This is a genomic window from Hoeflea sp. AS60, from assembly GCF_038900115.1.
Taxonomy (GTDB): domain Bacteria; phylum Pseudomonadota; class Alphaproteobacteria; order Rhizobiales; family Rhizobiaceae; genus Hoeflea.
The window spans coordinates 889768-912028 of the sequence record NZ_JBBMQP010000002.1; the positions used below are offsets into that span (position 1 = coordinate 889768).

The 22261-nt window shown below is 58.8% G+C and carries 23 protein-coding genes; 12 read left to right on the plus strand and 11 right to left on the minus strand.

The features are described 5' to 3' along the window. Nucleotides 1-17: 17 nt before the first annotated feature. The 6 genes from WNZ14_RS14530 to WNZ14_RS14555 are packed head-to-tail and all read right to left on the minus strand — an operon-like array spanning nt 18 to nt 6383. Nucleotides 18-1265, minus strand: a complete 1248-nt coding sequence (locus WNZ14_RS14530) for an ABC transporter substrate-binding protein (protein ID WP_342869360.1) — start codon at nt 1263-1265, stop codon at nt 18-20. Nucleotides 1266-1291: 26 nt separating this feature from the next. After that, complete coding sequence (locus WNZ14_RS14535; protein ID WP_342869361.1) at nt 1292-2335, minus strand: branched-chain amino acid ABC transporter permease; 1044 nt, start codon at nt 2333-2335, stop codon at nt 1292-1294. Beyond that, the gene (locus tag WNZ14_RS14540) at nt 2332-3333 is read right to left on the minus strand and encodes a branched-chain amino acid ABC transporter permease (protein ID WP_342870238.1); all 1002 of its coding nucleotides are present in this window, start codon (nt 3331-3333) and stop codon (nt 2332-2334) included. Before WNZ14_RS14540 ends, WNZ14_RS14535 begins: the two co-directional genes overlap by 4 nt. Before the next feature lie 58 nt (nt 3334-3391). Next, entirely contained in the window at nt 3392-4705 is a 1314-nt protein-coding gene (locus WNZ14_RS14545) for an amidohydrolase family protein (RefSeq protein WP_342869362.1), read from the minus strand. 35 nt (nt 4706-4740) lie between these two features. Further along, nucleotides 4741-5511: an alpha/beta fold hydrolase gene (locus WNZ14_RS14550; protein WP_342869363.1), complete on the minus strand. Its 771-nt coding sequence runs from the start codon at nt 5509-5511 to the stop codon at nt 4741-4743. After that, nucleotides 5508-6383: a fumarylacetoacetate hydrolase family protein gene (locus WNZ14_RS14555; RefSeq protein WP_342869364.1), complete on the minus strand. Its 876-nt coding sequence runs from the start codon at nt 6381-6383 to the stop codon at nt 5508-5510. The genes WNZ14_RS14550 and WNZ14_RS14555 overlap by 4 nt, the downstream gene beginning before the upstream one ends. Nucleotides 6384-6564: 181 nt before the next feature. Here WNZ14_RS14555 and WNZ14_RS14560 point away from each other — a divergent pair, with 181 nt between their 5' ends. Further along, on the plus strand, nt 6565-7236 hold the full coding sequence (locus WNZ14_RS14560; protein ID WP_342869365.1) for an FCD domain-containing protein: 672 nt from the start codon (nt 6565-6567) through the stop codon (nt 7234-7236). A 9-nt stretch (nt 7237-7245) separates the two neighbouring features. Then, nucleotides 7246-7743, plus strand: a complete 498-nt coding sequence (locus WNZ14_RS14565) for an FCD domain-containing protein (RefSeq protein WP_342869366.1) — start codon at nt 7246-7248, stop codon at nt 7741-7743. Nucleotides 7744-7774: 31 nt separating this feature from the next. On the opposite strand, the gene WNZ14_RS14570 is transcribed toward WNZ14_RS14565, so the two are convergent. Further along, nucleotides 7775-8005: a hypothetical protein gene (locus WNZ14_RS14570; protein WP_342869367.1), complete on the minus strand. Its 231-nt coding sequence runs from the start codon at nt 8003-8005 to the stop codon at nt 7775-7777. 132 nt (nt 8006-8137) lie between these two features. Between WNZ14_RS14570 and WNZ14_RS14575 the strand changes: the two genes are divergently transcribed. The 9 genes from WNZ14_RS14575 to WNZ14_RS14615 all read left to right on the plus strand — a co-directional run bounded on the left by WNZ14_RS14575 (nt 8138) and on the right by WNZ14_RS14615 (nt 16641). After that, nucleotides 8138-8533, plus strand: coding sequence for a hypothetical protein (locus WNZ14_RS14575; RefSeq protein ID WP_342869368.1), 396 nt, complete (start codon nt 8138-8140; stop codon nt 8531-8533). Between the two features lie 204 nt (nt 8534-8737). Beyond that, nucleotides 8738-9742 (plus strand): septal ring lytic transglycosylase RlpA family protein, encoded by a 1005-nt coding sequence (locus tag WNZ14_RS14580; protein ID WP_342869369.1) that lies wholly within the window; start codon nt 8738-8740, stop codon nt 9740-9742. Nucleotides 9743-9881: 139 nt separating this feature from the next. Continuing rightward, entirely contained in the window at nt 9882-11039 is a 1158-nt protein-coding gene (locus WNZ14_RS14585; RefSeq protein WP_342869370.1) for a D-alanyl-D-alanine carboxypeptidase family protein, read from the plus strand. Nucleotides 11040-11164: 125 nt separating this feature from the next. After that, nucleotides 11165-11845 carry a dTMP kinase gene (tmk, locus tag WNZ14_RS14590; RefSeq protein WP_342869371.1) on the plus strand — a complete coding sequence of 227 codons (681 nt, stop codon included), beginning with the start codon at nt 11165-11167 and terminating at the stop codon, nt 11843-11845. Beyond that, nucleotides 11842-12861, plus strand: a complete 1020-nt coding sequence (locus WNZ14_RS14595; RefSeq protein WP_342869372.1) for a DNA polymerase III subunit delta' — start codon at nt 11842-11844, stop codon at nt 12859-12861. Before tmk ends, WNZ14_RS14595 begins: the two co-directional genes overlap by 4 nt. Nucleotides 12862-12972: 111 nt before the next feature. Then, complete coding sequence (gene metG, locus WNZ14_RS14600) at nt 12973-14517, plus strand: methionine--tRNA ligase (RefSeq protein ID WP_342869373.1); 1545 nt, start codon at nt 12973-12975, stop codon at nt 14515-14517. Between the two features lie 5 nt (nt 14518-14522). Beyond that, on the plus strand, nt 14523-15305 hold the full coding sequence (locus WNZ14_RS14605) for a TatD family hydrolase (RefSeq protein WP_342869374.1): 783 nt from the start codon (nt 14523-14525) through the stop codon (nt 15303-15305). Then, nucleotides 15302-16120: an MBL fold metallo-hydrolase gene (locus tag WNZ14_RS14610; RefSeq protein WP_342869375.1), complete on the plus strand. Its 819-nt coding sequence runs from the start codon at nt 15302-15304 to the stop codon at nt 16118-16120. Before WNZ14_RS14605 ends, WNZ14_RS14610 begins: the two co-directional genes overlap by 4 nt. A 2-nt stretch (nt 16121-16122) precedes the next feature. Further along, nucleotides 16123-16641, plus strand: a complete 519-nt coding sequence (locus WNZ14_RS14615; protein ID WP_342869376.1) for a YbaK/EbsC family protein — start codon at nt 16123-16125, stop codon at nt 16639-16641. Between the two features lie 18 nt (nt 16642-16659). On the opposite strand, the gene WNZ14_RS14620 is transcribed toward WNZ14_RS14615, so the two are convergent. Together WNZ14_RS14620 and WNZ14_RS14625 are read right to left on the minus strand one after the other, a co-directional pair. Next, nucleotides 16660-17781 carry a CaiB/BaiF CoA-transferase family protein gene (locus WNZ14_RS14620; protein ID WP_342869377.1) on the minus strand — a complete coding sequence of 374 codons (1122 nt, stop codon included), beginning with the start codon at nt 17779-17781 and terminating at the stop codon, nt 16660-16662. 240 nt (nt 17782-18021) lie between these two features. Continuing rightward, the gene (locus tag WNZ14_RS14625) at nt 18022-18957 is read right to left on the minus strand and encodes a hypothetical protein (protein WP_342869378.1); all 936 of its coding nucleotides are present in this window, start codon (nt 18955-18957) and stop codon (nt 18022-18024) included. Between the two features lie 239 nt (nt 18958-19196). On the opposite strand from WNZ14_RS14625, the gene WNZ14_RS14630 reads away from it, so the two are divergent. Further along, nucleotides 19197-20681: a carboxypeptidase M32 gene (locus WNZ14_RS14630; protein ID WP_342869379.1), complete on the plus strand. Its 1485-nt coding sequence runs from the start codon at nt 19197-19199 to the stop codon at nt 20679-20681. A 32-nt stretch (nt 20682-20713) separates the two neighbouring features. On the opposite strand, the gene WNZ14_RS14635 is transcribed toward WNZ14_RS14630, so the two are convergent. Together WNZ14_RS14635 and WNZ14_RS14640 are read right to left on the minus strand one after the other, a co-directional pair. Beyond that, a complete protein-coding gene (locus WNZ14_RS14635; RefSeq protein WP_342869380.1) occupies nt 20714-21607 on the minus strand; it encodes a DMT family transporter in 894 nt (297 codons plus the stop codon). Nucleotides 21608-21775: 168 nt separating this feature from the next. Continuing rightward, nucleotides 21776-22210 carry a MarR family transcriptional regulator gene (locus WNZ14_RS14640; protein WP_342869381.1) on the minus strand — a complete coding sequence of 145 codons (435 nt, stop codon included), beginning with the start codon at nt 22208-22210 and terminating at the stop codon, nt 21776-21778. Nucleotides 22211-22261: the final 51 nt, after the last annotated feature.

The window sequence follows — 22261 nt, forward strand, 5'->3', positions numbered from 1 at the left end:
TTCCCTGACAGGTTGGCTTACGGGCAGCTTGGGTTTTCGCGACTGACCGCACCGAGTGCGCGGAATTCCGCCTCGTCGATCCCGAGCGTCTGGTTTACCTGTTTGACAGTCTGGACCATCTTGTTGACCAGGTTGCCGTCCGCATCTTCCGTGACTTCGGTCAGGTAGATGTCGGCGATGGCATTGCGGTTGGCATCTAGCGAGACCTTGCCGGTCGGCGTGTCGAAAGACAGCTTGGCCAAGGCCTCGCGGTATTTCGCTCCGCCGTCTGACAGATCGCCGCCAACTTCATCGAGCGCCAGAATGGCTGCCTTCATGCCGATGTAATAGGCATGGGCAAACAGCGACGGCGAGGGGAATGCGCCGGGCTGCTTCTTGTAGGCTTCGACGAAGTCTTTCCACGACTGCGAGTCATTGGTGTCAGCCGTCGGACCAGCCGCAGGTGTGCCGATGAGCACGTCGCGCAACTTGCCCTTGGATGTCAGGACTGTCTGGTCAACGGTGATGGAACCGCCAATCAGCGGCGCCTGACCACCCGACTGCTGGTACTGGCTCAGGAAGTTGACTGCGTCAGCTCCGCCAAGTGCGACATAAATGGCGTCGACTTCGTCAGGAATGGCGGCGATAACCGACGAATAGTCCTTGTTGCCGATCGGCACCCAGGATTTCGACGGCACAGTACCACCGGCTTTGCAGAACTCGGCCATGAAGCCAAACACCTGCGTGTAGGGGAAGGAATAGTCTTCCGCCACCGTTGCGACAGACCGGTAGCCCTTGTCGTTATAGGCATAGGTACCGAGACCAGCCATCCACTGAGCGCCATCGGTTGAGAAGCGGAAGAAGTTCTCTGCCGGCTCCCGAAACGTAGTGTCCTGTGCGGCCGATGCGCCGTTGATGAAGGTCACATCAGGCTGTGTCTTGGCATATTCCTTGACCGCAATGCCTTCGTCACCCGAAAGCGGGCCGACGAGGATCTTGACGCCATCCTGTTCAACCAGCTTTCGGGCTGCGCGAACAGCGCTGTCAGGGGAGGCGTCAGACGATCCCTTGACGATCTCGATGTCCATGCCGGCAGCCTTGTCACCGAACTCGTCGACTGCGGTCATTGCGCCGCGCTCACTGTCTTCTCCCAAAACAGTAAACGCGCCTTCGAATGTGGCGAGCAGACCGATTTTCACGGTTTCGGCCTGGGCCATTGTGATGGATGGGGCGACCAATCCCGTAGCCAGCGCCAGTGCCAGCATGGTCCGTCTGGTAATGCTCATGTATTCCTCCCTAAGATCCTCAACAGTTACACTCCCGTACCGTCTGGCCGCGAGTGCCAGCTATCCCGGTCCGGGGACGGTTTGAACCGTTCCCAGAGTCCGAGAATTCCGTCTGGCGATACAAACACGATCACCAGGAAAAACAGGCCGATCAATGTGTTGAAGCGCTCTGCTCCGACAATATCGATGGCAAAAGTCTGCATCAGCACAACCACGACAGCGCCGAGAAACGGGCCAATCGGATGGCGAAGACCGCCAATGATCGCGATGATAAGAATGTTGATGGCTGGTCCCACGCCAATGGTCCCGGGCGAAATGCGACCGTTGAACCAGGCCAGCAGTACACCTGCGGTGCCGGCGATGAGGCCCGCGAGAAACCAGGCAAACACCTTGTGGGCGGTAACGTCGTAGCCAATGGCGCGCATTCGGCGCGGATTGTCGCGGATTGCCTGCAGCGTCAGCCCGAAGGTCGAGCGCGAGCCGTAGAGGACCGCGACATAGGCAAGTACTGCAAATGCGAGACAGAGGTAATAGAACGGCACAGGTTCGCGCCAGTAGAGGCCGAAGGCTTCGGGTGCGCGCAGGCCGCTGTAGCCGGGAAAGCCGTTGAACAACGTATAGTTCTGCTGGGCGAAATAGAACGAGGCGGTGGCAATCGCCAGCGTGATCATGATGGTGTAGATGCCCTCGGTCCTGACCGCGATCCAGCCAAAAATCGCCGAGAAGAGCGAAGCGAAGAAAATGGCCAGCGGGGCAACGATCCACCAAGGCCAGCCAAAGCCGTGAATGTTGGAATTGTTCTCGCCGAAGATGGCGACGACGTAAGCCGCAATGCCGGCGATGGTGATCTGCGCCAGGCTGACCATACCGCCATAGCCTGCAAGCAGCATCAGCGAGAGCGCGATCATGCCCATGATCATCGAATAACCGCCGATGGTCGTGAGGAAAAAGTCGCTCGCAATCAGTGGATAGATGATGAGAAACAGTCCCAGAAGGATATGGCCGATGCCAAGCCGCTCGAGCCAGCCCTTGCGGGCAATTTGAGGCTGGTTGAAACTCGCGAGCGTCATAGGCTTCTCCCCATGATGCCTTGCGGACGTACGGCGAGGACCACGACCATGATTAGGAAGGTGAGCACGACGCCGTAGGTCGGGAAATAGACAAGGCCGATCTGCTCGGCGAGACCGATGATCAGCGCACCGATGGCAGCCCCCGTGATCGACCCCATGCCGCCAACGATCACAACGACAAGCGAAGCCAGCAGATAGCGAACGTCTTCACCCGGCGATACCGACAGTGCCGAGCCGCCGACCACGCCGGCAAGACCTGCCAGACCGGCTCCTAGAGCAAAGACAAAAGCAAAAATGAAGTGGACGTTGGCGCCTGAGGCGGACAGCATTTCACGGTCATCGACGCCTGCGCGGATCATCATGCCGATGCGGGTCTTGTTGAGCATCAGCCAGAGCCCGATACCGATGACAATGGCCACGAACAGAACAACCAGCCGGTAGAACGGGTAGGTGAGAAACACTGCGGCGCCGTTTGACCGGTAAGCGGTGACGAAAGGCGTCTTGATCGCCCCGTCGAGCCATTCAGGCACCAGGATCTGATAGGTGGTGCCGGTCCAGGCCGCGAGCATCAGATCGGCTGCGACAATCGAAATCCCGATCGTGACCAGTGTCTGGCGCAGATCGTCACCTTCCAGCCTGCGGAACACCAGCACCTGCATGACAAGTCCGACAACCGCCAGTACCACGAAGCCCGCGGCGACGCCGAGCAGCCAGTAACCGGTCCAGGTTGCGACCTCATAGCCGATGTAGGCGCCCAGCAGATAGAGCGAACCGTGCGCTAGATTGACGTTTCGCATCAGCCCGAAGACCAGAGTGAAGCCGCTCGCGACCAGGAAATACAGTCCCGCCAGCGTCAATCCGTTCAGTACGGCACTTAGAAACGCCTTCTTGGAAAGAAGCACTGCGTTGAGCCAATCCGGCCATTGGGCGAAGAACAGCCAGAGCAGCAGCGCCGCGGCAAGCAGTGTCACCACGCCCCAGCCTTGGCGGCGTGTCATGCCGGGGCTGGTGGCCAGTGGATCGCTGTTGGCGTTGCCGGGCTTGCTCATGGGTGGATCACGCTGTCAGCCGGCGGCGCGCGTCGTTCATGCGCGGCGCTTTGTGGAACTTGCCGTCCTTCATGATCGCGAGCAGCCGGTTTTTGTCCTGCAGTATGCGAATGTCGGCCAGCGGATCGCCATCGACCAGCAGGATGTCGGCAAGATAGCCTTCCTTGATCATGCCGAGCTCATCACCCATGCACATGATTTGGCCACCATATTTGGTACCGGCAAGAATGGCTTCCATCGGCGAGAAACCGAACAGTTCGACAAAATACTGCAGATCCCTGGCGTTGGTGCCCTGCGGCGTCCAGGCGAAGCCGTAGTCGCCACCAATGCAGATGCGGATTCCACGACGATGCATCTTCTTCATCGTCTCGATGCACATTTCGAGCTCGCGCTCATATTCCATGGTGACCGGGGAGCCGGGCTTGATGCCCCATTCGCCGGCATGGCGGGCGGTGTTGATCAGCCAGGCGACACCTGGTGCCACAAAATGCTTGTCCTTGGCCGCTTCCAGCATGTCTAGGCTTTCCTCGTCTGCAAAGGAAGCGTGATAGATGTTCTCGATGCCGTGCCGCACACATTGCTTGACCGAGCCCGACGAGCGGGCGTGCGCCGAAACCACCTTGTTGCGGCACCTCGCTTCCTTGACCGCCATTGCCACTTCTTCTTCCGCCATCGGGGTTTCCTCGGCGCCCATGCCAGTGATCGCTTCTCCGGACAGGTTGAGCTTGATGGAATCGACGCCGTACTTGATCAGCTGCCGCACGGTGCGGCGGATTTCCTCAGGCCCGGACACGACCAGGCCAAGGTTGAGGCCTTCATGGGGAATATGGCTCGGCGCCGCGTCACCCAGACCACCGACAGTGGTGATTTCCGGACCTGCAGCGAGGTAGCGTGGCCCGGGGAACCGGCCTTCGTTGATGAAGCGCTTGGCGACGACATCCAGCCGCGGCTTGGCGGCGGCAGCGCCGCGTCCACCGGTAAATCCCGCGTCGATCACGAGCTTGGCCATCTCCATGGTGACCAGCATGTGCTCCTCGAGCTCCATCATCTGGATCGGGTCGATGCCGGGCGCATTGTTCCATGAGAGGTGAAGGTGGGCATCGATCATACCCGGCATCAGGGTTGCGCCCATGCCGTCAATCACGGTGGCGCCGCTTGCCGCACTCGCGCCATATCTTGACGAGCCGCGGGTTACCGACTTGATGCGGTTTCCCTGAACAAGAACTTCGCCAGTGAAAGGGTTTTCGCCGGTTGCATCCAGAATCCGGACATTAGTAAACAGGACCGACCCATTGGCACCGTAGCCATTCGCGTTATCCATGATTTTGAACTCCTCCCGAGGTCCCTCCGGCTTGATCAGCCGCGTATAAATTCACCCAATAGCCGTCTGCAGTCTTCTGGCCTTTCGATCGGAGCCCAATGCCCGCACCCTGAAAGGATCTGGGCCTTCGCAGCTTCAATCTCGTCGGCAAGCTGGTAGGCGTTGCCGGGAGGCGAGACAGCGTCTTCATCGCCCGCAATCGCCAGAACTGGACACTTGATCGCCGATGCTGCGGCACGACTGGCGCCAGCAAGCGCTTCACAGGATTTGGCAAAGCCTTCCGCATCCTGGCGCATGTGGCTTTCCCGCACGAATGCCAGTGCGATAGGATTGTCTTGTGCCGCAGAACCAGCCAGTCCGGCAGACGCAACCTGAGCGGCGACCTCGGACATGCCGTTTTCCCTGACTGCCTTTGCACGTCCGCGCAGGCGTTCTCGTGCCACGTCTGCGGGCTCGATGATCGGGCCAAACAGCGTCAGAGTCCGGACCAATGCTGGCCGTGTTGCCGCAACATGCTGCGCAATCAGGGTGGCGAATGAATGTCCCACCAGATGCATGGTCTCGATGCCGAGCTCTGATGCCAGCCGGATCAAGGCGTTCGCCAGGAATGGTACATCGATCACCCCATCCGGGGTAACAGAGCGGCCGGCGCCAGGCAGATCAGGGCGAATAACACGCATGCCGGCCAGGGCGGGCATCAACGGCTGCCAGGTGTTGGACGTCCCGCCAAGTCCGTGGACCAGCATGACGGGCACGCCGTCACCCTCGATCTCGACCATCATGCCTGCAAGGATCCGGCTGCTCATGCGCGCCGCTCTACAAAGCGATTTTCGAGTGCGCCGATGCCGTCGATCTCGACCCTGACGACATCTCCGTCACGGAGATATCTTGGTGGCTTGAAGCCGATGCCGACGCCTGCCGGCGTGCCTGTGGCAATGATATCGCCCGGGATAAGCGTCACGCCGGCGGAAATGGTGGCTATAATCGTGGGAACATCAAAGATCAGATCCCGCGTGTTCGCCTGCTGACGAACTTCGCCATTGACGATGCAACGCAGCTCGGTGTCCGCAACATCGATTTCGTCGGCTGTGACCGCGACCGGCCCCATCGGGCAAAACGTGTCCTGGGACTTGCCGATCAGCCACTGGCTGTAGCGGCCCTGCAGATCGCGGGCTGTCACATCGTTGACGATGGTGTAGCCCCAGACATGGGCCATCGCATCTTCAGCCTTGATGCCGCGCCCGCCTATTCCGATGATAACGGCCAGTTCGGCCTCATAGTCGACCGCTTCCGAGACTGATGGATCGATGCTCACATCATCGCCATGGGCGATCACGCATTCAGGTACCTTTGAGAATATGATTGGTTCCTTGGGCACTTCGCCCATCGCGGCGCTAGAATCAAACCCGCTGCGGGAAAACTCCTTGGCGTGCTCACGATAGTTCTTGCCGACACAGAAGATATTACGCGAAGGGCGAGGGAAGGGGGCTTCAATTTCCACCGATTCAAGCGAGATTGCTGAGAGCAATTCCAGTGAACCCGGATCCAGGTTCAGCAGCGCACCAACACCCTTGTCCGCATCAGCGGATGACATGCTGATCGGCCTCACGGACAAGTCTGCAGGGTCATACACGCCAACCCTGCGCTCGCCGCCAACGCGGAAAGTGACAAATTTCATAACCCCTCCCAAGGTATACCAATAATCACATTGGCTTACTTTATTGGTAGCCTATGGGGGAAATCAAACACGATCAAGCGCTTATATTCACTATTTGATATACCATTGCACATATTTTGTTGCGCAATGGTCCACTTCATGTATACCCAATTCACATTGGTATATCTCTTTCGAGGATTGGATGCCCAAAGGAAAATCAAGCAGGATCGAGGCCGATCTGCGGCTGCGACTGGAACAGGGCGAGTGGACCGCCGACGAACGCCTGCCTGACGAACGCTCGCTTGCCACCCATTACGCGGTAGCCCGCAACACTGTCAGGCGTGCATTCACTACGCTTGAAGACGAGGGGCTGATCATGCGTCAGGTCGGGCGCGGAACCATCGTGCGCGGCAAGCCTGACCCGCATGCGTCGGGCATTCTCAAACGTTTCCAGGGCGCCAGTCCGCTCGACATCCTCAATCTGCGGCTTTTCATAGAACCGCACGCGGCCGCGGCTGCGGCGCGCAATGCCAGCGAGAGTGATTTGCGGTCGATCCAGCAGGCAAAGGCGATGGCTGAACAGCACACCGTGCTCGAGACCTATGAATATTGGGACAATGAATTCCACCGGCGGATCAGCCTGGCGTCAGGCAACAAGTTCATATCCGAGTTCTTCAGCCTGATGACGATCATTCGTTACGCAGCGCCGATGATGGAAATCCGCAAACTGTGGTTCACCGAGGACCGTCGCAAGGCCTATTGTGATGATCATGACGGCATCATGAGCGCACTTGAAAACTGGGATTCCGAAGCCGCCAAGACTGCAATGCGCGATCATCTTCTGGCGCGGCGCAAGAACTATTTCGGTCAATAGGTACCTGTGATGAGCGTTTCGAAAATTCTGCAGACTGTCGGCGCTTTGGAGGGGACAACCGATGTCGGCGTCATCCTGCAAAGGTTGACCGGTGCGAGCCCGATGGATGTCATGAACGTGCGCCTTATAATCGAGCCACAGGCTGCGGCGGCGGCGGTTTCCAACGCGACGGTGGCTGATATTGAAGCCATTCGCCACGCCCACGAGATGGCCCAAGCGCAGGATGATCTCGAGGGGTTCGAGCATTGGGACGGCGAATTTCACCGGCTGATTTACAGCGCGACCCGCAATGACCTCCTGATGACGCTTGAGGAAATTCTCGATGTGATTCGCAAGCGTCCGCAATGGCTGCGCATAAAGCGTACCCATGTGACTGAAGCCAAACGACAGCAATATTGCCGGGAACACGCCGACATCGTTTCCAACATCACAAACCGCAACACTCAAGGCGCCGAAGAAGCCATGCGCAGGCACCTGATCAGCGTCCTGAACGGCATGTTTCCCTGAAGGTCGCCGGTTAGATTCCCAAACATTGAGCTCAGGATCGGTAACGCGCGAGGAGCCGCCACCCACCTGCAATCATCAGCGCCAACCCGAGCACAAAGGTTGGCACGAAGAGCTGCAGCGCCTCCCAGTCTTCCCAGTTCAAGCTGAAACCGCTGCAACCGGTTGTGTTCATTCCGCAACCGAAGGCGTTAAGCCAATACCATCCAGCGAATGTCACCCCGAAAATAAGCGCGCCAGAGACAAGAAGAAGAGCTGTTTTCATGCTAATCGGTCTCCAGTTGCATCAATTGCAGACTGCGGCCTGATTCGCGCTTGCGAAAGTTTTTTTCAGGCTGCTGAAACCAATTGGGCCTTTCGAGCGTATCACCTACTCAAATTCATCTGGAGATCCAAAATGCTCGGTAAAGCAAACATTCTTGGCACCTTGGCTGCAGTCGCGGTATCTATTGCTCCTGTTTCAGCTGTAGCGGAGCAACTCGCTGGCGGCGACCTTAAGCAGTTCGTATCCGGCAAAAGGGTTTATCTCGCAACCCCTTTCGGCGGTGAATTTCCGCTCAACTACAAGCGGTCCGGCGTTGTGACCGGTGACGGATCAGCGTTGGGGCTTGGAAAGTTTCTCGCTCCCAAGGAAAGCGGCAAGTGGTGGGTAAAGGGTACGAACCTGTGCCAGCAATGGCCGACCTGGTATGACGGGAAGGCAACCTGCTTCAAGATCAAGAAGACTGGCGAGCGGTCTCTGGATTGGGTCCGTGATGACGGACGGAGCGGCAAGGCCCGGATCGAGGGCTGATATTTACGGATTATTCACCACGTCGACCACATTGACTGCACTGATCAGGCAGGTAATCGCAATTTCGCCATCTTGCCCGGCGATCTAAACCTTCGATTAGGAGATCAAACGCATTGATCGAAGGGAACGGCTTTGCAGGGGACATACTGCCAGGCCATATTGGCGACCGCCAGAATATCGAGAAGCGGTGTGGGACACGGACTTATGCAACGAACCGGGGCAGGGCTGCGTACAGCGGCCGGCGTGGTGATTCTTGCGGCGCTGGCAACAGGGCTCGCCGGATGCAGCTCTACGTCCGGGTCCAAGGGTAAATCCGCAGGCTCGCACATCAACACGAAAACGAAGTTTTCGGCTTCCGAATACGGTGTCGCCGCCAGCCCGCGCATGACGACCGCCAAGCGTCCCCAAAAGGGTGGTGGGCGCGCGATGGTTGGAAAGCCCTACCGGGTTCGCGGCAAATGGTACACGCCGAAAGAAGATCCCGGTTACGACAAGGCCGGGCTTGCCTCCTGGTATGGTCCCAATTTCCATGGCCGCCTGACAGCCAATGGCGAGATCTACGACCAGTTCCATCTTTCCGCAGCACATCCGACCTTCCCGTTGCCGAGCTATGCCCGGGTGACCAACAAGAAGAATGGCAATTCGGTAATCGTCCGGGTTAATGACCGCGGTCCTTTTGCCCATGGCCGGATCATCGATCTTTCCAACCAGGCTGCTGAACTGCTCGACATGAAGCACGAGGGCGTCGCCGCCGTGCGTGTGCAATATGTCGGTCGGGCACCCACCGAGGGTGACGACACGCGTTACCTGATGGCGAGCTACCAGCCGGGTGGATCAGACGCGCCTGCGGGCGGCGTCATTGCCACAGGCGTGATGATGGCAATGAATACGGTCGGTGCAGCGCTTCCGGGTGTCAATTCGGCCCCGGCCACGATGGCTCCGCCGGCAGCTCTGGCGGCAGTTTCAGCGCCTGTATTTCAATCGAGCACGGCGAGCGCCTTTGCCAGCTCACCGCTCGATATCCCTGCCGGTTTCGCACTGCCTGACGTCGGGCCCGTGCTTCCCGACCGGCCTTCTTTCGGTGTGCCAATGGCCGCAAATGAAGACACCGGAATGCGAAATCTCGGGATGGCCTTCTGGGGTGGGCGGGTGACCTTGTCGAAGAATCCGTTTGATGTGGTTCTCGGCACTTCTGCCAAGGATCGTTGAACTCAGCTCTGCGAGACCCCTCGTTTTGGCTGCTGTTGAAGCCTGCGGCAAAGTTCAATCTTCCCAAGCCATTGATCCGAAACTGCTTGATTGCTAGGTTTGGTCCATACGCGGTTTTCTCCGTCGATGGATGCTTTCAATGACCCGATCGGCCTTCGCCCGCCTGTTTCTCGTTCTGGCGCTGCTGATTAGCGGCTCGGTTACGCCTGCGCTCGCACAACTTTTCGAAACGCGCGCCAAGCAGGCCTATCTCATTGATGCCGAGACCGGCACGGTGCTGTTTGCCAAGAATGAAGACGAATTGGTGCCGCCGGCTTCTCTTGCGAAACTGATGACCATGGAAGTGGTGTTCAACGCCATTCACACCGGCAGGCTGACGCTTGAGGATACGTTCCAGGTTTCGGAGAACGCGTGGCGGACAGGTGGTGCGATGTCGCGCACCTCGACGATGTTCGCGGAGCTCAAATCCTCCATCAGGCTTGAAGACCTCATCCAGGGCGTGATCGTGCAATCAGCCAATGACGGCTGCATCATCATTGCCGAAGGCATGGCGGGCTCTGAAGAGAATTTCGCCCGGTTGATGACAGAGCGTGCCCGTGAGATCGGCCTGACCAAGTCCGTGTTCGGCAATTCCAACGGTCTGCCGCATCCTGATTCCAAGGTGACCATGAAGGATCTGGTGACACTCGCCCGCCACATCCAGTCCACCTATCCCGAGTTTTACCGGTACTACTCGCAGCCGGAATTCACCTGGAACAACATCCGGCAGCGCAACCGCAATCCGCTTCTGGGGCTGGATATCGGCGTCGACGGGCTGAAAACCGGTTTCACCGAGGGATCCGGCTACGGGATCGTTTCCTCGATCAAGCGGGATGGGCGGCGGCTGTTTCTGGCAATGAGCGGAATGGAGACCGAACAGGAACGCGCCGAGGAATCGCGCAAGATGCTGGAATGGGGCATTCGCGCATTTGAGCGCAAGACCTTGTTTGCCAAGGACGAAACCATCGGCGAGGTAAGTGTCTATGGTGGTGCTGACAGTGCCATCGTCAGAGCGAAGGATGCGGTCAATATCCTGCTGCCGATAACCAATCCGGACCGGCTGACAGCGCGAATCACCTACCAGTGGCCGCTGCGTGCGCCCATCGAGGCCGGTGCCCAGGTCGGGGTCCTCAAGGTGTATATTGGCGAAACACTCTCACAGGAGACGCCGCTTTTCGCAATGGAAGCCGTGGACAAGGGACCGTTGCACACCCAGGCGCTTGATGCGTTGATCGAACTTGCGCAATTCTGGCTGTAACAACGGCCGCAAGCGTTCATTTCTGATGTGATTTGCTTTAGACACGGGTGAACCGGAAACTGCCGGTCACCTCATTATTATGTTCCGTGCGCATTGACTGCCTGCGGCGCCAGGGAAATTGAAACGTGACGAACAGCACAGGGCGATTCATTACATTTGAAGGCGGGGAGGGTGTCGGCAAGTCGACACAGATCCACCGGCTGGCGAATGTGCTCAGGCGGCGTGGCCACGATGTACTGGTCACGCGTGAACCCGGCGGTTCGCTCGGTGCGGAGGCGGTTCGGCACGTGCTGTTGTCAGGTGCTGCGGAAGAATTTGGCGTGCGCATGGAAGCCATGCTTTTTGCGGCAGCCCGCAGTGACCATATCGAGGAAGTGATCCGTCCCGCGGTTGCCGAAGGGACCATCATCCTGTGTGACCGGTTCATGGATTCAAGCCGCGTCTACCAGGGCGTCACCGGAAATCTCGAGCCGCAATTCATCCAGAACCTTGAACGCATCGCGATCAACGGGATGGTCCCGGACCTGACGCTGGTGCTTGATCTGCCAGCTGCCGTGGGCCTGCGACGGGCGAAAGCGCGCGAGGGCAAGAATGTCGCTCCCGATCGGTTCGAGAAGGAAGAAGTCTCGACGCACGAGAAGCGCCGCGAGGCCTTCATCGACCTGACTCGATCCGAACCAGGCCGCTGCAAGCTCATCGACGCCAACCAGTCGGCAGACGCGGTGGCGCTGGCGATCCTTGCCGCAGTGGAACCAATCCTGCATGACGGCGAGACCGACAAGCCGGCCAAAGGCCAAAAGGCATGAATGGAGAACAGCCCGGCTTGCTTGAGGGCGCAATCTCGCCAGAGCGCAACACGGCGCTTTACGGCCATGATACCGCACAAGCATTCCTGGCCAATGCCTACCGGTCGGGCCGGATGCATCATGCGATCCTGATCGAAGGGGCGGAAGGCATCGGCAAGGCCACGCTGGCCTACCGGTTTGCGCACCATGTGCTGACCCATCCCGATCCACTGAAAGCACCGGACCATATCGCCGATCCTGATCTTGATGACCCGGTCGGCCGTCAGATTTCCAGCGGCGCCTCGCACAATGTGCTGCATCTTTCGCGTCCGGTGGACGAAAAGACCGGCAAGGTGAAATCCGTCATCACGGTTGACGAGGTCCGCCGGGCAGGCAAGTTCTTCGGACAGACCTCAGGCACCGGCAACTGGCGGGTGGCAATCATCGATCCGGCCGATGATCTCAACCGCAATGCCGCAAACGCCATCCTGAAAATCCTTGAAGAGCCTCCGAAACGCTCGCTGTTTCTGGTGCTTTCGCACACGCCGGGTCGGCTGTTGCCGACCATTCGCTCGCGCTGTCTGTCGCTGAAGCTGCAACCGCTCTCGCCGCCGGATCTCGACAGCGCGCTTGGGCATCTGGGCGCAGCTCCCGGGGAAGCCGATGCGATCATACGGCTGAGCGAAGGCAGCGTCGCGCGGGCGCTTCTTTTGAGAAATTATGGCGGCGTCGACATCGCCGAGGCCTTTGTCGATATACTCGAGCGCGGCAACCTCAACGACCGCGAGCCGATCTACAAACTTGCGGAAACGCTTGCCGGGCGAGACCGCGACGTGGCTTACGACTTCTTCACCGGCTTTGCCGTCGACCGGGTTCAACAGATGGCGAGGGAGGCAGGCTCCGCCGGCGATCTGGCGGAAGCGGACCGTCTGGCCCGGATGTCGACCACGCTGGTTGAGCATTTTGCCACGGCGGCAGCCTACAACCTTGATCGCAAGCAGACTGTCCTGCATGTATTTTCCATCTTTTTCGGCTAGGACGTTTCGGCTAGCACTGGGCATGGCATCCGTCGGCTTTATCGCATATGACGACGGCGCGTAGGGTCCCAAGTGTCGATCCAGACCCGGACATGGAATTCGAAGGCTATCATGAGCACCGAGCGTTATTACATCACCACCCCGATCTTCTATCCCAACGGGGTTCCGCATATCGGCCACGCCTACACGGCGATCGCAACGGATGTCATGGCGCGGTTCCAGCGGCTGGATGGCAAGGATGTGTTCTTCCTGTCCGGCACCGACGAGCATGGCCAGAAGATGCAGCAGACAGCCGAGAAGGAGGGCATTACTCCGATCGAACTGGCTGACAAGAACTCGGCCGTCTTCCGCGACATGCTGGTCCGGCTCAATTGCTCCAATGATGATTTCATCCGCACCACCGAGGAGCGTCACAAGCTTTCGGTTCAGGAACTTTGGCGCCGGATGGAAGCCAATGGCGACATCTATCTGGGCAATTACGGTGGCTGGTATTCGGTTCGCCAGGAAGCCTATTTTGATGAGGGTGAAACCACGCTCGGCGAAGATGGCGTGCGCCGCGAGCCGCTCGGCTCGCCGGTCGAATGGGTGGAGGAAGAAAGCTATTATTTCCGCCTTTCCGCCTATGGCGACAAGCTTCTAGAGCTTTACGAGAGCAATCCCGACTTCGTTGCTCCGACCGAGCGGCGCAATGAGGTGGCGAGCTTCGTCAAGTCCGGTCTGAGGGACCTCTCGATTTCACGCACGACCTTTGACTGGGGTGTGCCGGTTCCCGGCAACGACAAGCATGTCATGTATGTCTGGGTTGATGCGCTGACCAACTACATCACTGCCGCAGGCTTTCCCGACGAGACCGCGGACAAATGGAACTACTGGCCCGCCATCCACATGATCGGCAAGGACATTGTCCGCTTCCACGCCGTCTACTGGCCGGCCTTCCTGATGTCTGCCGGTCTGGCTCTTCCGGCCAAGGTGTTTGCCCACGGCTTTCTGCTGGTCAAGGGCGAGAAGATGTCCAAATCGATCGGCAATGTCGTCGATCCGTTCGCGCTGATCGATGCCTACGGGCTTGATCAGGTGCGCTATTTCTTCATGCGCGAAGTGCCGTTCGGACAGGATGGCAGCTACAGCCCTGAATCGATTGCCATCCGGATCAACTCCGATCTCGCCAATGGCATCGGCAACTTAGCCAGCCGATCCCTGTCGATGATCAACAAGAACTGCGATGGCAAGATGCCTGAATGCGGGTCGCTGACTGATGAGGACAAGGCGCTTCTCCATACAATCGACAAGGTGATCGACAGCGCGCGGGCAGAGATGGCGAATTTCCAGATTCACAAGGCTTTGGCAGCAATCATCGACGTTGTGGCCGATAGCGACCGTTATTTCGCCGGCCAGGAACCCTGGGCGCTGAAAAAGACCGATCCGGCGCGGATGGAAACCGTGCTCTATGTCACGGCCGAAACCGTGCGCCAGCTTTCGATCCTGTTGCAACCCTTCATGCCGGAATCAGCGAGCAAGTTGCTGGATTTGCTCGCGGTCCCTGCGGACAGCCGCGATTTCACGGCACTTGGTGAAACCGGCCGACTGCTGGCTGGCACGCCGATCGACAAGCCCACGCCAGTATTCCCGCGCTATGTCGCGCCTGAAGAGGCTTGAAGCGTATGTTGATTGATAGCCATTGCCATCTGGATTTTGCCGATTTCGACGCGGAGCGCGACGAGCTGGTGGCGCGCGCGCATGCTTCGGGCGTCAAGCAGATGGTGACGATCTCGACGCGGGTCAGGAAACTCGACGGGCTGCTCAAGCTCACGGAGCGCTATCCGAGTGTGTTCTGTTCGGTTGGAACGCACCCCAACAATGCCGATAAAGAGCTGGATGTAACGGCGGACGAGCTGGTGCAACTCGCCGAAGCCAACGGCAAGGTTGTCGCCATAGGCGAAGCGGGTCTCGATTACTTCTATGACACGCAGAAGCCCGAAGACCAGAAGACCGGCTTTCGGCGTCACATAGAGGCTGCACGGCGCACACAGCTGCCGCTGGTCATTCACAGCCGCAGCGCTGACGAGGATATGGCAGCCATCCTTACCGAGGAAACAGGGAAGGGGGCTTTCCCTTTCATCCTGCACTGCTTCTCGTCGGGACAGGCATTGGCCGACGCCGGTGTGGCGCTCGGTGGCTATGTTTCGTTCTCGGGTATCCTGACCTTCCCCAAATCGACCGAACTGCGCGACATCGCCAAGACCGTGCCGATGGACCGGTTGCTGGTGGAAACAGATGCGCCCTATCTCGCGCCCAAGCGCTGGCGCGGCAAACGTAACGAGCCATCCTATGTGGTCAACACGGCGGAAGTTCTGGCCGAGGTCAAGGGCGTCTCCTATGATGAGATTGCCAGGATCACGACCGAGAACGCGTTTCGCTGCTTCGCAAAGATGCCGCAGCTGTGACGGCGCCGGTCCGCCGCCAGTTCACGGTTCTCGGCTGCGCCTCATCACCGGGCGTGCCTCGGGTCAATGGCGACTGGGGTGCATGCGATCCTGCAAATCCCAAGAACCGGCGCACCCGTGCTTCGTTCATGATCCGCCAGTTTGGGCCTGATGGCGGCGAAACCACGGTTGTTATCGACACCGGTCCAGATTTCCGCGAACAGATGATCGCCAACAAGGTGCACAAGGTCGATGCGGTGCTTTACACCCATTCACATGCCGATCATGTGCACGGAATTGATGATCTGCGCGGTTTCGCCCTGTCTCAACGTCAGCAGATTCCGATCCATGCCGATCCGGAAACCATGGCCCGCATTCGCGCAGGCTTCGGCTATTGCCTGGAAACACCGGCCGGAAGCGACTATCCGCCGATCATCAGGCCGATCCTGATCAACTCGCTCGACGAGTCGATCCGCATCACAGGCGAAGGCGGGACGTTAGAGTTTCAGCCACTTGATCAGGCCCACGGCTCGATCCGCTCGCTCGGCTACCGTATTGGCGACCTTGCCTATTGTTGTGATGTCAGCGATTTTCCCCGCGCCACCGTGGAGAGACTGCAGGGTCTCGATGTCCTGATCATCGACTCGCTGCAATACAAGCCGCATCCAAGCCATCTGTCGATTGATCAAGCGCTTTGGTGGATCGACAAGCTAGACCCGAAACGCGCAATCCTGACCCATATGCATGTGCCGCTCGACTACGAGACCGTGCTTCAAGAAACGCCGGATCATGTCGAGCCGGGCTATGACGGACTGACCATCGAATTCGAGGTGTGAGCATGAGCGAAACCGCGATTGAAATGACCCCGGATCTGATCCCTGAAGGCTCGAGCATGGCGCGGGTTGCGCGTGCAGCAGATGAGGCAGGCCTCAAGATCCGCATCCTGAAAATGGCGCAATCGACCCGCACAGCGCAGGAAGCAGCCGACGCTGCGGGCTGTGATGTCAGCCAGATCGTCAAATCCCTGGTGTTTGAGAACCTTGCCAGCAAACACCTCAACCTAATGCTGGTTTCGGGCGCTCACAACGCAGATATGGATTATATATCAGAGCATTACGGCCTGTCGTTTGCCCGCTGCGACGTCCGCCGGGTGCGTGACGAAACCGGATTTGCCATTGGTGGCGTAGCGCCGATCGGGCATCTGAGCCCAATCACTGTCTATATGGACCGGACGCTGCTCGATCATGCCGAAGTCTGGGCTGCTGCCGGCAGGCCGGACAGCGTCTTCAGCGTCGATCCACAGGCCCTGGCCTCAGCCATCAACGCTGAACTGATTGATGTGCGCGCACCGGTCTGAACCCGACTAGGTAAGCTTTTAGTCGCTTTCATCTGCCAGCCAGTTCAGAACAGCGTCCGTATGTTCGCCGCGGGCCGGAATGCTGACTGTGCCGGAATATGGTTCGGTCGAAAACCGTGGCGCGGCTGCGGCCTGCAGCACGCCATCAATAGTCTGCCAGACGCCCCGTGCAGCCATATGCGGTTCAGCCATCGATTCCATCGGGTTAAGGGTAGGGGCCACGCAGGCATCCGACCCTTTGAACACCTCCTTCCAATGCGCACGCTTGTGTCTGGCAAAGATGCCTGCCATCAACGCCGTCTGGCGCGGCCATTCCGCAGCATCAAATTGCGCTGCGAAATCAGTATCTTCCGCAAGCCCAAGGCGCAAAAGGAATTCGGCATAGAATTTGGGCTCCAGGCACTGAACCGAGATGTAGAGTCCGTCTGCACAGACGTAGCAGCGGCTCCAGTGCGGACCGTCAAGCAGGCTCTGGCCGCGCGCCATCGACAATCCGCCGGTCTGCTTCAGCGCCATCAGCAGGTTCATCATGTGAGCCGAGCCGTCGACGATCGCCGCATCGACCACCGTGCCGCCACGACCGGCGCGCGCAGCCATCACGCCCGCCAGAATGCCTGTGACCAGATAGAGAGCGCCGCCACCGATATCGCCGACAAGGGTTGGCGGCGTGAATGGTGGTTCACCGTTGTTGCTCGCATACCAGGCAGCACCTGACAGCGACACGTAATTGAGATCATGACCTGCGGTTTGAGCCCTCGGTCCAGTCTGACCCCAGCCGGTCATGCGGCCATAGATCAGATCCGGATTGACCGCTGAGAGATCGTCCGGACCAAGACCAAGCCGCTCCATGACACCCGGTCGGAAACCTTCCACAAGCGCTTCTGATTTGCTCACCAGGCGCTTGAGCACCGCAACATCATCGGCTGATTTGAGATCGAATTCGATTGAGCGCTTGCCACGATCGATCAGCGAGCGCTCGGGCATGCCAGGTGCCGGTCGGCCATTCTTGCGATGAACAACAATCACATCCGCACCGAGATCGGCGAGCAGCATGCACGCAAATGGCGCCGGCCCCAGACCTTCGATCTCAATGATCCGCAAACCTTCGAGCATGTTGTCCTCGCATGTCACGCAACACATTGGCTGCGTCCTCATCCCAAGCGGGACTAAATCAGATTCTGTTTGCTGTTTCACTCGGCAGATGCACAGTTGATGCGACAAACAGTCTGCCTGATCTCATCAGGCACAGAAGGAACCGACGCCAACGATTGATTCTGATCAGCTTCGTCAGGTGCCAGATATCCGGACCTCATTACCCTTCAGTTCCATAATCCATCTTATGCGATCTTTGTATGTATGAAGCTGGCACCGCGTGCTCTATCAGAAAAACAGCGTTGTCGATGTGGACTGCTCTGCCGGCACCTGATCCACAAACAGCTGCCATGCCTTCTGGTACGACGGCAGATAATTCAGCTCATGGCCATCGCCGAGTTGTTCAAGTTCCCTGTAGGCCTGCAACAACATATCGACGAACTTATAGCCCGAGGACAGGTCCTCGGACTTGACGCCCGCTTGCTTGGCGCCGCTTTCATAAAGGTACTGGGCAGCGGCGCGTTGTTCCATCCATTCAGATGACGTGGTCTTTTCCTCGACGCTGACCTGGTCGAGCCATAGCGCACCCGCCTTCCCCACAGCCATATGGTCTGAGGGATCAATGTCTTCCATGTCGGCAAATGTTCCTGCCAGGCGTGTCGGCCCGTGATACAGCCCCATGGCAAGAGATTGCTGCTGACTCATGATCGAATGCGCGATCTCTCTTTCCACGCTGGAAAAGAAGCTCGATTCATCCGTCTGGATGGCGTTCAGCGCGCGCCGGTCAAGATCACCAAACACGGTATACCAGTCTACCGCCTCATTGGTTTTCGGACGAAACGGTTCGCCGCTTTCGGCCATCCTGATGTGCCTGGCGTCAACGGCCTTGCGAGCGGCATACACCACTTCGGACTTGGTCTTGCCCGAAGAAAAAGGCTCCGCCGATGGGTCTGTTACCGCAAGTGCCAGGTTGGTGGATGAATAACCCGGTCGAACCGGCATATAAATGTCATAGCCATTGGGCGCAGCGACGGCAAAACTTGCAGCGGTCGGCGTTACCTTTCCAAAGGTATCATAGGTTCCAGCTGTTTCGCTGACGCTTGCCGGCCCGAGGTCCTGATAGGATTGAATCGCATAAGCATGAATCGTCGGCGCGGAGTCCTTTACAGTCCCCGTCCGGCTTATCGTCCGAATATTCGAATGGCTAATGCCCTCGATATTCATGCTTGTCTCCTGTTAAATGATTCCAACCATCGGCTCGCAGCCTTGCTCGAACCTGTCGATTCACCAAAATTATGCATTTTGTATTTGGCAAGCGGATGAATCTCGGTCCAGCTTCAGCAGAACGCTGGCAGTCTACCGGTAGCATTGCAAAACCAAGGCAAGACGGTTTGCGCTTTGCGCTTGCGGGTTATGGGAGCTTGGCCTATCCCATGGGCAATCCCAAACACCGGAGTTCCGCCATGTCCTACGCCAAGCTCGATGCCCATTGCCACGCTCTGGGTGCGCTGGAGCACGCACTTGCCATTCTGGGCACCGACGAGGCCGTGAACATGGCGCCTGGTGGCGGCGAGAGCCGCGCGGAGGCGATGGCGACGCTATCGGGCATGTACCACCGTCAGGCGACCGACGACCATGTGCGCGACTGGATCGAAGCAGCGAAGACCGAAGCGCTTGAGCCGGATCAGAAAATCGCGCTTGGCGAACTTGAGCGCAGCTACATCAACATGACCTGCCTGCCATCTGATTTTGTCGAGCGGAAAATGCGCACCAGCATGCGCTCGGAGCAATTGTGGCGCGCTGCCCGTCCCAAGGGCGACTGGAAGGCCTTTGAGCCGGCACTTGAAGGCGTGGTGTCGATGATGCGCGAGGAAGCCGCGATGCGCGCCGAAGTGCTCGGGCTCGCGCCCTATGATGCGCTGATGGAACAGTTCGATCCGGGCAATCGCACGGCCGACATCACGCCGGTCTTTGCCGAGCTCAAGGCGTTTCTGGTGGATTTCCTGCCCAAGGCGCTGCAAGTTCAAGAGCAACGGCTGGCCAAGCGGCCGCTCAAGGCGCTGTCGGGCGACTATCCGGTGGAACGGCAGAAGGCGCTTGGCATCGAGATGATGAAGGCCGTGGGGTTTGACATGAACCATGGCAGTCTCTCGGTCTCCGACCACCCTTTCTGCGGCGGTGTGCCGAGCGACGTGCGGATGACGACGCGATACCGCACGGATGAATTCCTGTCGGCGCTGATGGGAATCCTGCACGAGACCGGGCACGGGCTTTATGAGCAGAACCTGCCGAAAGAATGGGCCCATTGGCCGTCCGGCAAGGCGCGTGGCATGTCGATGCACGAAAGCCAGAGCCTGTTTGTCGAAAAGCAGATTGGCCGCAACCCGGCCTTCTGGCGCTTCGCCCTGCCGATGGTCGAGGCGCATCTGAACGAGGCCTGGACCATGGAGGACCTGCTTCCGCACGTGCATCAGGTCAAGCGCGGCAAGATCCGGGTTGATGCCGACGAGGTCACCTACCCGCTGCATGTGATCATGCGCTATGAGCTCGAACAGGATCTGCTTTCGGGCCGTGTTGAGGTGAAAGACATTCCGGAAGCCTGGGATGCCAAAATGCAGGATTCGCTCGGCATTTCGACCATCGACGATCCGAAGAATGGCCCAATGCAGGATGTTCACTGGCCAGCGGGATCATTTGGCTATTTCCCGTCCTACACGCTCGGCGCACTGATGGCGGCGCAGCAGTGGGCCACGATCCTCAAGATCAATCCCGACGTCGACGCTCAGATCGCGTCCGGCGATTTTGATCAGGTCAATGGCTGGCGGCGCGACAATATCTGGTCAAAGGCGTCTACCGCCTCAACGCCCGAGATCCTGCGCCAGGCCACCGGCGAAGCGCTCGACCCGGCCTTTTTCATCGCCCATCTGGAAGCTCGTTACGGGCAGTAAACGGCTGAAGGGCGAGGGCGTTCCCCTGCCCTTTAAACAACTGCCTGGGCAGCAAGTGCCGCTTCCTGGCGGCGGCGCTTGCGTTCGCGCATGATGGTGTAGAGCCCGGTTGCGATGATGATGCAGGCGCCGGCGAGCGTGTAGCCATCCGGAAACTCGGCAAACACCAGAATGCCAACAATCGTGGAGAACACCAGTCGCGAATAGCGGAACGGCGTCACCACGGAAATCTCGCCAATGCGTGTGGCTTCGGTCAGCGCCCAGTAGGCAAGCACGCCAACGGACAATGCGCCCGCCAGATACAGGACCTCCCGCTCGCTCGGGACCACCGCCTCGCCGGTTATGGCCATAACCACCACACCCGATACGCCGACTGAAAAGAAGCCCCAGGCGGACAGCTGCAGCGAAGTTATGGTCTTGGGCACTTTCCGGCTGGCGAGATCACGAACGCCAAGACCGAGCACACCGGCGACTGCCCAGAGCACCTCCGGCTCGAACCCTTCAAAACCCGGGCGAATGACAAGCAGCACGCCGCCAAAGCCGACCAGAATGGCTGTCCAGCGCCGCCAGCCGACCGCTTCGCCGAGCACAAGTGCTGCGCCCATCGTCACCAGCAACGGCGTTGCCTGAAGGATGGTTGTGGCAGTTGCCAGCGGAATCAAGCTCAGCGCCATGACGAAGCAGAGGCCGCCCAGCATTTCAGACAGGTTTCTCAATACCACTGCGGGATGGAAGAACCCTTTCGAGACCACGCTGGTGCCGTTCACGCGGGCATAGATCGCGAAGATCAGCGCGCCGACAAAGCCGAGAACCAGTAGGATTTCACCGACCGGCAAGACCGACGCAGCCAGCTTGATGAACATGTCCTCGGCGGCAAATCCGGCCATTCCGAGTACCATCAGCATAATGCCGCGCATATTGTCCATGTTGGGTGATCCCGGTGGGCTGGAGAGAGAGAGATTCTGTGGCGAACTGCCAATTCGCCTCACCTATCCGGTTTGTCGCGACCGCGAAACCTTTTCTTCGCCCGAATGAGCCTCCGGGACGCCGGACAACCCGAAACGCCCAACCGGAACCGCCCAACTCCATCAGGGTCAGCGGCTGTCGCGCAGGTTTGAAACCACTCTCCCCAACATGCTGAAAAACAACTCCCGTTCAGCCATCGGAAGGCCGGCTGCAACCAGATCATTGGCTTCCACCGCCGCGCTTACGGTCGACGCCTGCAGCCCTCGCGCTGCGTCTGTCAGCCATACCTGCTGTGAGCGCCCATCATCTGGATTTGCCCTTCGCTCGACCAGATGGTCGCGCTCCATACGGGCAAGCGTGTTGGCCATGGTGGCCTGCTCGACGCCGAGGCGTTCGGCCAGGTCGCGCTGGGTCAGTCCATCCTCAATCCACAACTCGCTCAAGGCGAGAAACTGTGCACGCGACAGGCCCAGAGGCACAAGCGCGCGCTGCAAGGCTGCAGCATAAAGCCGGGCAATCTCGCTGGCCAACGCGCCAGCCGAACGAGTTTTGTCGAACATCATGGGTTTTTCTACCATAACATAGCTTGCTATGCAAATATACATAGCAAGCTA

Excerpts from the sequence above, each read along its gene's own strand:
- WNZ14_RS14540 (WP_342870238.1), bottom strand. The coding sequence starts at position 3,333 with ATGACACGCCGCCAAGGCTGGGGCGTGGTGACACTGCTTGCCGCGGCG.
- WNZ14_RS14615 (WP_342869376.1), top strand. The coding sequence starts at position 16,123 with ATGAGCGAAACCGCGATTGAAATGACCCCGGATCTGATCCCTGAAGGC.
- WNZ14_RS14570 (WP_342869367.1), bottom strand. The coding sequence starts at position 8,005 with ATGAAAACAGCTCTTCTTCTTGTCTCTGGCGCGCTTATTTTCGGGGTG.
- WNZ14_RS14630 (WP_342869379.1), top strand. The coding sequence starts at position 19,197 with ATGTCCTACGCCAAGCTCGATGCCCATTGCCACGCTCTGGGTGCGCTG.
- WNZ14_RS14635 (WP_342869380.1), bottom strand. The coding sequence starts at position 21,607 with ATGGACAATATGCGCGGCATTATGCTGATGGTACTCGGAATGGCCGGA.
- WNZ14_RS14585 (WP_342869370.1), top strand. The coding sequence starts at position 9,882 with ATGACCCGATCGGCCTTCGCCCGCCTGTTTCTCGTTCTGGCGCTGCTG.
- WNZ14_RS14550 (WP_342869363.1), bottom strand. The coding sequence starts at position 5,511 with ATGAGCAGCCGGATCCTTGCAGGCATGATGGTCGAGATCGAGGGTGAC.
- WNZ14_RS14555 (WP_342869364.1), bottom strand. The coding sequence starts at position 6,383 with ATGAAATTTGTCACTTTCCGCGTTGGCGGCGAGCGCAGGGTTGGCGTG.
- metG (WP_342869373.1), top strand. The coding sequence starts at position 12,973 with ATGAGCACCGAGCGTTATTACATCACCACCCCGATCTTCTATCCCAAC.
- WNZ14_RS14535 (WP_342869361.1), bottom strand. The coding sequence starts at position 2,335 with ATGACGCTCGCGAGTTTCAACCAGCCTCAAATTGCCCGCAAGGGCTGG.
- WNZ14_RS14605 (WP_342869374.1), top strand. The coding sequence starts at position 14,523 with ATGTTGATTGATAGCCATTGCCATCTGGATTTTGCCGATTTCGACGCG.
- WNZ14_RS14625 (WP_342869378.1), bottom strand. The coding sequence starts at position 18,957 with ATGAATATCGAGGGCATTAGCCATTCGAATATTCGGACGATAAGCCGG.
- WNZ14_RS14640 (WP_342869381.1), bottom strand. The coding sequence starts at position 22,210 with ATGATGTTCGACAAAACTCGTTCGGCTGGCGCGTTGGCCAGCGAGATT.
- WNZ14_RS14620 (WP_342869377.1), bottom strand. The coding sequence starts at position 17,781 with ATGTGTTGCGTGACATGCGAGGACAACATGCTCGAAGGTTTGCGGATC.
- WNZ14_RS14565 (WP_342869366.1), top strand. The coding sequence starts at position 7,246 with ATGAGCGTTTCGAAAATTCTGCAGACTGTCGGCGCTTTGGAGGGGACA.
- WNZ14_RS14560 (WP_342869365.1), top strand. The coding sequence starts at position 6,565 with ATGCCCAAAGGAAAATCAAGCAGGATCGAGGCCGATCTGCGGCTGCGA.
- WNZ14_RS14580 (WP_342869369.1), top strand. The coding sequence starts at position 8,738 with ATGCAACGAACCGGGGCAGGGCTGCGTACAGCGGCCGGCGTGGTGATT.
- WNZ14_RS14595 (WP_342869372.1), top strand. The coding sequence starts at position 11,842 with ATGAATGGAGAACAGCCCGGCTTGCTTGAGGGCGCAATCTCGCCAGAG.
- WNZ14_RS14575 (WP_342869368.1), top strand. The coding sequence starts at position 8,138 with ATGCTCGGTAAAGCAAACATTCTTGGCACCTTGGCTGCAGTCGCGGTA.
- WNZ14_RS14545 (WP_342869362.1), bottom strand. The coding sequence starts at position 4,705 with ATGGATAACGCGAATGGCTACGGTGCCAATGGGTCGGTCCTGTTTACT.
- WNZ14_RS14530 (WP_342869360.1), bottom strand. The coding sequence starts at position 1,265 with ATGAGCATTACCAGACGGACCATGCTGGCACTGGCGCTGGCTACGGGA.